Origin of the sequence: Mesorhizobium sp. M0701 (assembly GCF_040320365.1) — a bacterium.
GTDB lineage: Bacteria > Pseudomonadota > Alphaproteobacteria > Rhizobiales > Rhizobiaceae > Mesorhizobium.
Map to the genome: position 1 here is coordinate 49,563 of NZ_JAMYPO010000025.1, position 12,149 is coordinate 61,711.

At 61.3% G+C, this 12,149-nt stretch carries 9 protein-coding genes and 1 pseudogene; 2 read left to right on the forward strand and 8 right to left on the reverse strand.

Translation table 11 applies throughout. The features are described from left to right. Positions 1–60: 60 nt before the first annotated feature. Both NKI24_RS22135 and NKI24_RS22140 read right to left on the reverse strand, forming a co-directional pair. The gene (locus tag NKI24_RS22135; protein ID WP_023675975.1) at positions 61–741 is read right to left on the reverse strand and encodes a redoxin domain-containing protein; all 681 of its coding nucleotides are present in this window, start codon (positions 739–741) and stop codon (positions 61–63) included. Between the two features lie 19 nt (positions 742–760). Beyond that, entirely contained in the window at positions 761–4,060 is a 3,300-nt protein-coding gene (locus NKI24_RS22140) for an adenylate/guanylate cyclase domain-containing protein (protein WP_352450245.1), read from the reverse strand. 214 nt (positions 4,061–4,274) lie between these two features. Here NKI24_RS22140 and NKI24_RS22145 point away from each other — a divergent pair. Beyond that, positions 4,275–4,504 (forward strand): annotated as a pseudogene (locus NKI24_RS22145) (adenylate/guanylate cyclase domain-containing protein); the annotation flags it as partial. Between the two features lie 97 nt (positions 4,505–4,601). Here the strand turns inward: NKI24_RS22145 and NKI24_RS22150 are convergent. The 3 genes from NKI24_RS22150 to NKI24_RS22160 all read right to left on the reverse strand — a co-directional run bounded on the left by NKI24_RS22150 (position 4,602) and on the right by NKI24_RS22160 (position 7,625). Further along, complete coding sequence (locus NKI24_RS22150; protein ID WP_352748281.1) at positions 4,602–5,951, reverse strand: hypothetical protein; 1,350 nt, start codon at positions 5,949–5,951, stop codon at positions 4,602–4,604. 251 nt (positions 5,952–6,202) lie between these two features. Further along, positions 6,203–6,727 carry a GNAT family N-acetyltransferase gene (locus NKI24_RS22155; protein ID WP_352450247.1) on the reverse strand — a complete coding sequence of 175 codons (525 nt, stop codon included), beginning with the start codon at positions 6,725–6,727 and terminating at the stop codon, positions 6,203–6,205. Between the two features lie 91 nt (positions 6,728–6,818). Further along, positions 6,819–7,625 (reverse strand): hypothetical protein, encoded by an 807-nt coding sequence (locus NKI24_RS22160; protein ID WP_352450248.1) that lies wholly within the window; start codon positions 7,623–7,625, stop codon positions 6,819–6,821. Positions 7,626–7,829: 204 nt separating this feature from the next. Here NKI24_RS22160 and NKI24_RS22165 point away from each other — a divergent pair, with 204 nt between their 5' ends. Beyond that, entirely contained in the window at positions 7,830–9,245 is a 1,416-nt protein-coding gene (locus NKI24_RS22165; protein ID WP_352450249.1) for an adenylate/guanylate cyclase domain-containing protein, read from the forward strand. Between the two features lie 36 nt (positions 9,246–9,281). Here the strand turns inward: NKI24_RS22165 and NKI24_RS22170 are convergent, their stop codons facing one another. The 3 genes from NKI24_RS22170 to NKI24_RS22180 all read right to left on the reverse strand — a co-directional run bounded on the left by NKI24_RS22170 (position 9,282) and on the right by NKI24_RS22180 (position 12,147). Beyond that, the gene (locus NKI24_RS22170) at positions 9,282–9,761 is read right to left on the reverse strand and encodes a class I SAM-dependent methyltransferase (protein ID WP_352748285.1); all 480 of its coding nucleotides are present in this window, start codon (positions 9,759–9,761) and stop codon (positions 9,282–9,284) included. A 209-nt stretch (positions 9,762–9,970) separates the two neighbouring features. Continuing rightward, on the reverse strand, positions 9,971–11,152 hold the full coding sequence (locus NKI24_RS22175) for an ABC transporter permease (protein ID WP_352450251.1): 1,182 nt from the start codon (positions 11,150–11,152) through the stop codon (positions 9,971–9,973). After that, complete coding sequence (locus NKI24_RS22180; RefSeq protein WP_023675966.1) at positions 11,149–12,147, reverse strand: ABC transporter permease; 999 nt, start codon at positions 12,145–12,147, stop codon at positions 11,149–11,151. Before NKI24_RS22180 ends, NKI24_RS22175 begins: the two co-directional genes overlap by 4 nt. Positions 12,148–12,149: the final 2 nt, after the last annotated feature.

Here is a 12,149-nt window from a genome sequence, read left to right on the forward strand (position 1 = left end):
CGTAACAAATTGGTTCCGCGTTTTGTTCAGCGTCCCGCTCCGCTTACCTCGTTCGCAAGTCTATTGGGCGACCTGGGATACGGCTGACATCAGCTCCTGCGGGCTTGGCGCCCCAAACATGTATCGCCCACCCTCTGGAACCTCCGTGAAGCTCCAGCGGACGATCCCCTGCCGGTCCAGCAGGAACTGACCGACCAATTGTCCGTGTCCCGTTGCTAGCATCTGCTCGTCGGCTTCGGTCAGCTCGTAATGGTCCCTCTTGTTGAGGATTTCACTGGCCGCAAGAGGATCCATAGGACCGGGCAGCTCGCCTGGTATGTCGACCCGCATATCCTTTGCCGCTGCCATCGAGACCTTGTACGGCCAGTTCGTCTCGTTTTGGGTGAATTCGAGATTGGGCAGTCCAAAAGCACGATGTGAAGCGCGTTCAGGATCGGAGGCCGCAAGCAGATTCGGCATCGGATGGTAGCGGAAATAGAGACGCGCCCGTTCGATCGGCGTGTTGACCACCGTCAGGCTCTCCACGCCCTTTTCGCGCAGCTCCGGATCAAGCCGCGCCTGGGCGGCGATATGGCGTCGGCAAAACGCGCAATGCAGACCTCGAAACAGGCCGACCAGCACCGGTTTTTGGCCGCGAAAATCGTCAAGCGCGATCTTGCCTTCCTGGGTAATGGCGTCGAGTACCACGTTTGGCGCACGGTCGCCCGGTTGAAGCGGCACCAAGTCACTACGCGCGGACATTTCCAACCTCCAACCCCGGCTAGTCGAGAAAAGGCAGCACCACAAGCGCTTCCGGGTCGAGCCCGTGCTGGGCGCATATACCCTGCGCCAGGGAAAAGTAGCGTTCGGCCTCGGCCAGATTGTCGAGGTCGAGATTAAGCGTTGCGAGACCATCATAACACGGAAACAGCAGTTGGGGTTCGCCCGTTTCGCGAGCTACGTCCAGTGCTTCGTGGAACAACCCAACCGCCAGGTCCGGACGGCCGTTGCACTGGTGGATCTGCCCAAGCACGATCAACGGCACCGGCAGGTGCTCGCGCTGGTCGAGCGCCCGGTCGAGCTCGATGGCCTTCTCGGCAGCAGGCACGCCCTCCGTTGGACAGCGATCCGTGAAAGTACAACAAGCGACCGCCAGATTGGCGAGGAGGCGCGCCTGGAAACCCAAATCACCAATACGGCGCGCCACTTCAAGACCGCGTCGACAGACCTCCATCGCCTTTGCGGGATCGATGGTCGTGTAGAGCACGCCGAGATTGGTGTAGCCGCGGCAGGCCGCGCCCAGCAGACCGGCGGCTTCGGCCAATTCAATGCTACGCTCAACCTGACGCACGGCCTCACGGTTTCGCCCAAGGCGAGCCAGCGCGACAGCCTTGGTATTGAGTGCCTCGGCGGTCACAAGAGTGGCATCACACCTTACCTCGGAGACATGCTCCGTTGTCAGTGTGCCTACGCAATCCAGCGCCGCGTCTGCCCATTTTGCCGCGAGAGCGTGATCTCCGCTACGGAACGCCTGTCGGCCACGTTCTTGCCACAGATGCGCCTGCTCGATCGGGGCATCCGCTCCATCGAGGAGCGCTGCCGCCTCAGCATAGCGGGGTTCTGCCTTGTCCCGCTTGCCGACATCCCAGAGTAGCCGACCGATCTTACGCAAAACTCGCGCCGAGGCGACGCGATTGGCCGACTCGCGGTATGCCTGCAACACCGTCTCGTAGTGGTGGTGCGCGATCTCGCGGCGGCCTGCCGGGCCGCTCAAATCGGCAATGCGCTCTGCAATTGCCAGTTTGAGCGGTGTTTGCCCGATCGCGCCCAACGCAGTCAGTGCTCGCTCGTAGAAACGAAGGGCGTCGTCATTGGCATATATCATGCGAGCGCGATCGCCTGCCGCCTGCAGGTAATGCGCGCCCTTCTCCCGCTCGGCGCTCTGTGCGAAATGATGACCGAGCACGGTCAAATCCTCGAGCCGTTCCGGCTCGTCGCCGCACAGTTGCTCCAAGGCAGCACCGATCCGCCCGTGGATTTCGGTCCGGCGTTGCAGGAGCAGATTCTGGTAGATCACGTCCTGCAGCAATGTTTGCGTAAATCGGTAGCTTTGAGACGAGACCGAGCCTGATCCGGCAACTTCCTCGATGATTTCCGCATCGCAAAGCAGTTCGCAGCCGGCTTCGAGCCGGCCGGGGTCGGCTGTCACGGTTTTCAGAAGTGTGGCATCGAAGCGCGGGCCGATTACCGCGGCCTCCTGGGCCAACCGGCGCACCTCTTGGGGCAGCCGGTCGACGCGGGCAAGCAACATTGCCTGGATAGTGGCGGGGATGCCGGTTGCGACTTCGCCTGCCACAGTCCGCCATCGCTGGCCGTCTCGCATCAGTACACCGCGATCGATAAGGCCGCGAACGATTTCCTCTACAAAAAGGGGGTTGCCGCCCGCGCGCTCGAGGATCTGGTCGAGAAGCCCTCCCGCGGAGCTTACCCAGCTCTCGCCGAAAAGCGCTGCCAGCAAGCTGCGTCCGTCATCATTGTTGAGTGGCGGAAGCCTGAGCGCTGTGTGACTGACCCGACTTGAGTCGAGCTGGTCGTTGTCCGGCGCCGGACGATGCGTGACCAGCAACATCAACCGCGTGCGTTCCAACCTGTCCATCACGAAACGTAGTGCCTCGAGCGACACGGCGTCGGCCCAGTGCAGGTCTTCGACGACAATCAATAACGGCGACAACGCAAGCCGCCGTTCGATGATTGTGCGGACTGCGTAGAGAATTTGCCGCCGCAGCTGCTCGGGCTCGACATGCTGCAAGGTGGCATCGGGGTCGCCAAGGCCAAGCACATGGTAGAGCAAAGGCATCAGCCGCTTCGCCTCCTCGCCCTGCAGGCCGAGATCGGCAAGCAAGCCTGCGAGCTTCCCCCGCATTTCGTCCCCATTGTCGTTTTGCATCATCCCGGCAGCGCTGCGCACCACTGCGCCCAAGGCGCCAAAAGATTGTTCACCCAGCGGTGAGCACGTGGCCTGCCGCACGGCGACGTTGCGAAAACGCTCCTCGTCGCCGACGCGGGCGACGAACTCCTTCACCAGCCGCGATTTCCCGATGCCGGCTTCTCCGACGAGGCGGACAAGTTGGGCCGAGCCGCCGCACGCCTGGTCAAGGCTCGCCATCATTCTATTGAGCTCCGCACCACGACCTATTAGCGGCGCACTGAGGCCGAGCGCCTCGAGCCCGCGCGCTGCACGCGGCACCGCTAGCGGTGCGTCCAGTCGATGAACGAGCACGCTGCCAGCCTTGCCGCGAAACACGACATCACCCAGCGACTCGTAAGAAAAGGCATGCCGGGTCAGCCTGTGAGTGAGCTCGCCTACCAGCACCTCACCCGGTGCGGCCAGCGATTGCAGGCGTTGCGCCGTATTCACTGTGTCGCCGGTCACGGAATAGGATCTGGCGGTGCCGATGCCCAATCCGCCAGTAACGACCGGACCAGTGTTTATGCCGATGTGGAGTAACAGAGGCGAGCCGGAGTGGGGGGTGCTTTCGCCGAGCCGCGCCGTCCGGGCGATCATGTCGAGAGCGGCGCGAAGCGCACGTTCCGGATCGTCCTCATGCGCGACCGGCGCACCGAACAAAGCGAGCAGTGCATCGCCGATGAATTTGTCGACGAAACCACCAAAGTTTCGTACGGCCGCCGTCAATTCCTTGAATAGTTTGTTCTGCAGCGCTTGCATGACCTCGGGGTCGAGCTGCTCGCTGAGTGTCGTAAAGCCGCAAAGGTCGGCGAACAGGACCGTTACCGTCCGGCGATCGGCGTCAGAGACGGGATGCAGCCCTTCTTCGCTTTCCATGTTCGAAAGCAGCGACGGAGTTCGAGAAGGCGGCACAATGGTCCGGCTTGGTGCCGGAGCAGGCCGTTCGACGGCTTTTGCGGGCGCACCGACGCTTGCCCCACATTTCGGACAGAACTCGAAATCAGGTGCGCAGGTGTAGCCGCAACTGGCGCATGGCACGGGCTGGCGCCTGCCACACCTCGGACAGAAGGCGTAACCGCCCTCAATCTCGAAACCGCAGCCCGAGCAGTCCATCGAACAAGACCTCACTAGTGGCCGTGACGGCGTGATCTCGCCCGCACTTCACGGCCAGGCTATTCACAAGGATGCACCGATAGTCGTCGACGGGCAAGCGGCAGCGAGCGATCCGTGTGGGTCCGGTGGCAGAGCGCTGCCCATTCGGGCGGCTGCGTGGCCGTCGTCTGCGAAAGTTCCCTCTTACCCTCCGTCTTCCTGCTATCATGAAGATGAGGAGGCCGTTGACCTCTTGATGCAACGGGCTGACTCGCAACGCTGTCACCGACGTCTCGCGTGCTTCCGGCCCGCAGCTACGGCCATCTGGGCCGTTTCGCCGAAGCCCGCGCGGCATGGCAGGAGGCGCTTCGCGTCAATCCCGACTATTCGTTGGAATACCGTCGCAAAGTCTTGCCCTACAAGAAACCGGTCGATTTCGAACACGTGGTGGATGGGCTCCGCAAGGGGCGGTGCGGTGCAATGACAGGTGAGGCCTATGCGGCCGGATCAGACGCCAGAGGCTCCCCGATAGATCGCCGTGGCTTGCGGTTGCGAATTAGGCTCAGGTCGGCTTGATCTCTGCCTGGCCGATCTTGCGCCATCTGGCGTTTTCGCGAACCAGTTTCAGGTCGTCGGTCGTCTCGGCAAATGTCCGCAATCGGTATTGCCGGAGCAGGTCCGGGAAGAGCGCTCCTTCCGGCAGGCCGGCAAGCTGCTCGCGGACTGAGATCTTTTCATCGATGACCCGCATGCCCCAGGCATTTTCCCGAACCTGCAGCTCCGCAGCCAGATCGCGCTCTTCCGGCGCGTTTTCGTCTAGCACGGCCAGAAGGATCGAGTGGAAAAGCGCTACATAGCCAATCTGTCTCAGGCCCCCCACGACCCGCACGCGCGGCAATATGGCAAGGACGAGGAACGTCAGGAACAAGTTCGGCAGCAGCACGCCGTCCAGCAGCGCCTGCCTGAGATACGGCCGCTCGAACGGGATGGAAAGACCTTGCGGCCTGTCGGGCTCGATCAGGTGCCCGTTCTCGAGAACGAGCTTGCGCACGCGCTCCTCGCGGATGCCCCAGAAATAGTCCGTGGCATTGGGCAGGAATCTGCCAAATGGGCTCGATGTGGCCTCTTGCCAGGCATGTTCGAGACGCTGGCGTCTTGCGGGTTCAATGAGCAGCCTGGAAAGAAGGCTGCCGTCATATTCCAGATGCCGCGCCATGGCAGCCGCGGCGGCCCGATCATCGATGAAAACCGGCAGGGCCATGCCGGCACGATCCCAATTGGCGACCAGATCCTGGTTCAGGGCAGTCAGCGCATCGGCGGCGGTTTCAAACACCTTGTCCTGGCTGGCAAGCAGTGTGCCCAGCCAGCGGCTGGCATCCGTTTCATCGCCCACCGCTTCGAGCGCGCGCTTGTTGAGGGAGACGGGACCGGCCACGCAGGCGCTTTTGCGGCACAGTTTGTGGCGCCCCATGCCAAACAGGTTGACCTTGTCGTCGCCGACATCGAGCCATCCCGGCCCCTCCCGGCCAACTGTCTCCATGGTCATCGTCGTTCCCATGAAGCCGACGAAGGCCGACAGCCCGTTTTCGACTGCGCCGAGCCAGGCAAGCAGGAGGGCATCGAAGGTGATCCGGTCCATCAGAAGCAGGCAGTGCAGGCCGGACTGAATCACCGGTCTGTGCTCGAACTCGTCGAGGGCTTTGCCGATCTCGTCAGGCTGCATGATCATACCGAGGCGCTGGTGCAGGACTTCGCGCAGGATCGAGCGAGCAGCGATCGCCGGGCCCGATGCAGGCCTTGCCACCGGCCGCCAAAGATGGCGGGCGTAGTCGGAAACCGGTGCATTCCAGTTCTGCTCGATGTCGCGCACGACCTCCGGGCAGAGCAGCGACAGCACAGTCAGAATTTCCACCGGAGGCGTAGGGGTAGGGGAAGGGGTAGGATCAAAGACGGCGGTCATTGGTCCCGTCTAGCCGCTTGCGGTGCAAACGCCAAGCGAGACCAGACTTGCTGGATGCGGCCGGCCCACACATAGATCGTCAACTCGATTAAGATGGCGTGAGACGAAATGGCCGTATCCTACGCAGCTCTCCATGAGCAATCACCTGTTCGCTCGGCACGAATTGTCAGACTGGCTAAACAGCTAACGCCAAACAGCGGATCTTAGAACCGCAGCCGGGCCATGCTCAGGAGGTCGTGGTACTGCCCGTCGGTAAAGCCGGCCTTCACATGCCGGCCTTCGACCTCAAAGCCGTGGCTTTTGTAGAGACGGAGAGCCGCTTCGTTGTCGGCATAGACGGTCAATTCGACCCGCTTCAGGGCGCGCCAGTTGTCGGCCACGTCAAGCAGCGCGCCAAGTATGGCAGAGCCGATACCTTTGCCGACAAAGGCATCGTCAAGGCCAATATTGATCTCGCCGATATGCGAACGGCGCGGTGAACCCTGCACGACCAGGCTGCCATGGCCGACGACCTTGCCGTCCAGCTCGGCAACGATCCAGGTGGTTTCCTGGCCGGACTTGGCAATGCGCCGCGCCACCTGCTCCACCATCTCGAAAGGCATCCTGAGCGTGCCCCAGCGGAAGCCCGGCATGTTGAAGATAGCGCAAAGCGCCTCCGCATCGCTTGGCCGGACGGACCGCAGCAGCGGCTCGATTTTCTCGGAGGGTGGCGAGGTCGTGCTGGTCATGGCGTTCCCGGCGAAGGCAATCGGCCCGGTACGATGCACCGGACGCCACCTGAAAATCCAGCCGTCTCTGACCTATGATGCCGATTGCGAGCTAAAAATACCGGGAGGCAGCGTAGAGTTTGAAGACGCCGCTGATGCCTATCCAGCCGAAAAGGGCGAGCCAGCACAATGTCACGGTCGCCGTCCAGTCGATCCGGTGCACCGCAGCGTTGGTGATGACGACGCCGAGGATGGCAAGCAGGCCAACCAGAAACTGCGCCAACCCGAGCACCAGCAGTTCCTCGCGCGGCGCGCTTCTCCAGACGAGATATATACCGCCCGCACCGGCGAGGAAGATGGCGCTGTAGACCTGAGCGTGGAAGGCATCGATCGGCCATGGCCAGATGCCACTGAATGTCAGGGGAAACAGCAACAGGCCGACGCCATAGAGCCCAAGGATCGCGGATTCCGCCGGCATGTAGCCGCGCCATGCGGGATTTAAGGTCACGCCTTTTGCAGAAGGACGGGCCCTGGCCCGCCACAGGGACAGCCCGGATACCGCGACCGAAGCAAGATAGACCAAAAACCACAGCCAGGGCGCTTTGCGCTCGAAGTTGAAATAGCCGAGATTGATGAACGAAGCCACCGACACGATGACGGTGAAGATGAAGGCCATGACGAGCACGAGCCTGCCGGGCGACCAGCGATTCCAGACCAGCAGTGCCGCCATCACGACCATTTCGGCGGTGTAGAAGCCACCGAGGAAGCGCGCATTGAACGGCGTGACGGCCCAAGGCCAGCCCGGTTTCACCAGCGCAGGCATGAAAAACAGGCCGGCGCCTACGATCAGGACGATGATGACCACCGCAGAAAAAAGGCGCAGGGCCGCGGGAAATGGCGGATTGTCGGATGTCGGCATGGGAGAAAATCCCAAAGATGAATGCGCCATGGACCATCATAGTGCTGCTTGCGGCCGGTTAAAATCCGCCGAATGGAAATTGAACGGTCACCAGGCTTATCCATTCGAATGGCCGTACGGTCCGTTTCGAAGTAAGATGGAGCACTCGGACCAAAGACCGGTCCGGTCAAAACGCCTCGGGGTGCATTTTCCGGAGCCTGCACGATGAACGAAGCTCAGGATCTGTTCTCACTTCTGCGACAATCGGCCGATGTCGATCCGCAGGCGATCGACGCGATCAAGCGAACCATCGCGGAGGGCGAGGACCGCGAACTTTGCCGCATCAATGCGCCAGCCTTCGCCAGCAAGCATGGCCTCGACGAGGAGCGCGCAATAAGCGCCTTTCTCCATGCGGCGCGGGTGGGCATCTTCGACATTTCCTGGAATGTTCTGTGCCCCGGCTGCGGCGGCGTGCTCGACACCAACGCCACGCTGAAAACCCTGCAAAAGGACGAATACACCTGCGCGCTGTGCTCCGAGGGCTATTCACCGACCCTCGACGAGATGGTCGAGGTGACATTCACCGTCAGTCCCCGCGTGCGCAGGATTGCCGCCCACAATCCACACGAACTGCCGGTGGCGGAATATTTCCGCCAAATCTACTGGGCGTCCGGCGTCGATCTGCCGGAAGAGGATTTCGTGAAAAAGCTGGAAGCGTTCTCGCTGGAGGATATCGAGCTTGCGCCCGGTGAAAAGGCGGTTCTGACCATACAGCTTCCGTCTGAATTCATCATCGTCTTCGAGCCGGTCACCCATTCAGCGCAGTTCATCGACGGGAAGGGCGAACCAACAAAGGAGCGCCGGAGCCTCTCTTTGGCCTTCGACCGCGACCATGTCCAGAACCAGACGCTGGAGATGCAACCCGGCCCGTTGCGCATTTCGCTGGAAAACCGGACCGACACCCGCGTGCTGCCGACAGTCTTCATCGCCGGCCAGACATTGCATGATTTCCTGGGAAAACGCCGGCCCTTCCTGACCGCCAAGCGCCTGCTCACCAACCAGACGTTCCGCGATCTCTATCGCACGGATACACTCGACATCAACCAGCGCCTGAAGATCACCAGCCTGACGTTCCTGTTCACCGACCTGCGCGGATCGACCGAGCTTTACGAGCGGGTGGGCGACCTTTCAGCCTTCGATCTCGTGCGCGAGCATTTCCAGGTTCTGCACGAGATCGTCACGGCGGAGGCAGGCGCGGTGGTGAAGACGATCGGTGATGCGGTGATGGCGACCTTCGCGACGCCTGATCGTGCGATTGCTGCAGCCCTCAGGATGCGCGATGCCATGCGTACGCTCAACGACAAGAGCGGGCGCGAGGATCTGCTGCTCAAGATCGGAGTCCATGCCGGCCCCTGCATCGCCGTGTCGATGAATGAGCGACAGGACTATTTCGGCCAGACGGTCAACATTGCTTCGCGGGTCCAGAACCTTGCCAACGCACAGGCGATCTTCGCCACTCGAGCGGTGGTCGACGACAATCTCACCGCCGATCTCTTACACAGGAACGCGCTGACGCCCGTGCCCCACGAGGTCTCGCTGCGCGGCATTGACCGGGAGATAGCAGTATACACGATCCCCTGAAGGCTTGGCCCTGAAGAGTTGGCTCGTCCCGGCCCCTCACACGCGCCTACAGATAAAATAACGATCGGCGGCAATCGAAGGTGGCGGCGAGAGGCGTTGCAACTGCGGGTGATCGAGCGGCGTGCCGCTGACCGCGATGCCGCCGACGCGAAGCAGGCGCGCGGTCAGATCGGGAAGCCACGTAGAGGTCACTGCATCGCGATCTTCATAGCCGGTGCCGATGTCGGCATGAACAAGAGCGGCGTCGATGCCAATGAACCTGCTCGCCGTCTCGCGTATTTCGCCGAGCACGAGGTTTTCAGCTTCGGGAATTGAGCTGGCGTGTGCGGCAAGTGCGCGATCGAACGCTACGATCCGGCGTCCGGGCAGGCGCTCGCGCAGATGGTGGAACGTCCGGCCATTGCCGAGGCCGAGCTCGAGCACGGGCCCCTCCATCTCCGCAACCTCGGCGCAGACATGATCGAGTATGTCGCGCTGTGCGGTCATCCTCCGGATGAAACTGTCAAGGCGACTCATGTGCGATTGTATGTCCAGAACCAGTTCACGAAATCAACTGCCCCCGACCAGAGCGTTTCGCGGCTGAAACCCCAGGCCGACGTGCTAAACCCCGATCGAGTCTTGCCGCGTGTAGAGGCGAACGATGAACACTGCAACAAGCGAACAGGCTGCCGACAAGGATCATACCGGGTGCAGTCGGCGGCGCAGCACGCGGCGGAACAGCGATGTCATTTGTAGGGGTCCGCGGCGTCCCGCAACCCGTCGCCCAGGAAGTTGAACGCCAAGATGACGAGAACGACGGGGAGCATCGGCAAAAGCAGCCATGGATAGAACGCGATCACGCTGACGCTGCGCGCCTCGGTGAGCAGGATGCCCCAGCTGGTTATCGGTGCCCTCAGGCCGAGCCCGAGGAAGCTCAGCGCCGTCTCGCCCAGGATCATGCCGGGTATGGAGATCGTCGCCGTCGCGATCAGATGCGACATGAAGCCAGGAATGAGATGCCGCCCGATGATGCGGCTGCTTCTGGCGCCCATCAATTGCGCGGCCAGAACGTAATCCTCCTCGCGCAAGGCTAGAAGCTTCGAACGCACGGCCCGCGCCAGTCCGGTCCAGTCGAGCAGCCCGAGGATGACGGTGATGCCGAAATAGATCAGGATCGGACTCCAGGTTATCGGCATGATCGCCGCCAGAGCCAGCCATAGCGGAATGCTGGGGATCGATTGCAGAACTTCGATTATCCGTTGGACGATCAGGTCGAAGATACCGCCGTGATAGCCGGCCAGTCCGCCGATGACAATGCCGAGCAGGAAGCTGAAACTGATGCCGACGAGGCCGATTGTCAGTGAAATACGTGCGCCATAGATGATGCGCGAGAGCACATCGCGCCCCAGCCTGTCAGTGCCGGCCAGAAAGAGTTGGCCGTTTTCGGCAGGGCAGACAAAATGCCTGTCGCCTTCGATAAGGCCCCAGAACCGGTAACTGTCGCCCTTGCAGAAGAAACGGATCCGCTGAACATCATCCTGTTTCTCGACGTAGTTCCGCTTGAGCGTGTCCATATCCAGCGTCATCTGGCGGCCATAGACGAACGGCCCGACGAACTCGCCGTTGTGGAACAGGTGCACCCGCTGCGGCGGTGAATAGATGTAGTCCATGTTGCGCGTGTGCAGATCGTAGGGCGCCAGGAACTCGCAGATCAGTATCCCGAAATAAAGCGCTGCCAGGAATATGCCGGATACAAGGGCAAGCCGGTGCCGACGGAATTTCCACCACATCAGCCGCAACTGCGACGCCTGAAAGACCTTCTCCTGCTCCGGCGTCATCGCCTCGACCGACTGCAGGTCAAAGGGCTCGATGGAAACGTAGTGTTGCAGTGGGGCACCCGGAGCGGGCAGCGGCGATTGCGTGTTCATTTGGTGCTGCCGCCTTGCAAACGAATTCGCGGATCAAGTAGCGCCAGCGCCAGGTCGGAAATCAGGACGCCGATGACTGTCAGGAAGGCGAGGAACATCAGGAACGACCCTGCGAGATACATGTCCTGGCTTTGCAGCGCCTTGATCAGCATCGGCCCGGTCGTTTCCAAAGACAGCACGATCGCCGTGATTTCGGCACCGGAGATGATGGCCGGCAGGATAGAGCCGATATCCGAAATGAAGAAATTGAGCGCCATGCGCAGCGGATATTTGACCAGCGCCCTGAAGGGATGAAGGCCTTTGGCGTGCGCGGTCACGACATATTGCTTATGTAGCTCATCGAGCAGATTGGCGCGCAGCCGCCGGATCATGCTTGCCGTGCCCCCGGTTCCGATGATCAAGACCGGAATCCAGAGATGGGCGAGGATCGATTTCGCCTTGGCCCAGCTCATCGGCTCGCCGAGATATTGCTGGTCCATGAGATGGCCGATAGACGTGCCGAACCAGATGTTGGCGAAATACATCAGGATCAGCGCCAGCATGAAGTTCGGAATCGCAAGGCCGAGAAGGCCGAAGAAAGTCAGGCCGTAGTCGCCCCAGCTGTATTGATGCGTGGCGGAGTACATGCCGATCGGAAAGGCGATGAGCCAGGTAAAGATGATCGTGACGAAGGAAACCAGCACCGTCAGCCACATTCGGTCCCCGACGACGTCGCGAACCGGCAGCTCATATTCGAAGGAATAGCCGAAATCGCCGTGCAGCATCCCGCCGACCCAGTAGAAGTAGCGAATGACCGGTGGCTTGTCGAAACCATATTCCTTGCGCATCATCTCGATGCGATCGGAATCCACCGCTTCGCCCTGAGCCCGAAGCTCGGCAACATAGCTGTCGAAATAGTCGCCTGGGGGAAGTTCGATGATCGTGAACACCAGTGCCGATATGACCAGCAGCGTTGGAACCATCACGGCGATACGCCAGACAAAATATCGAAGCACGC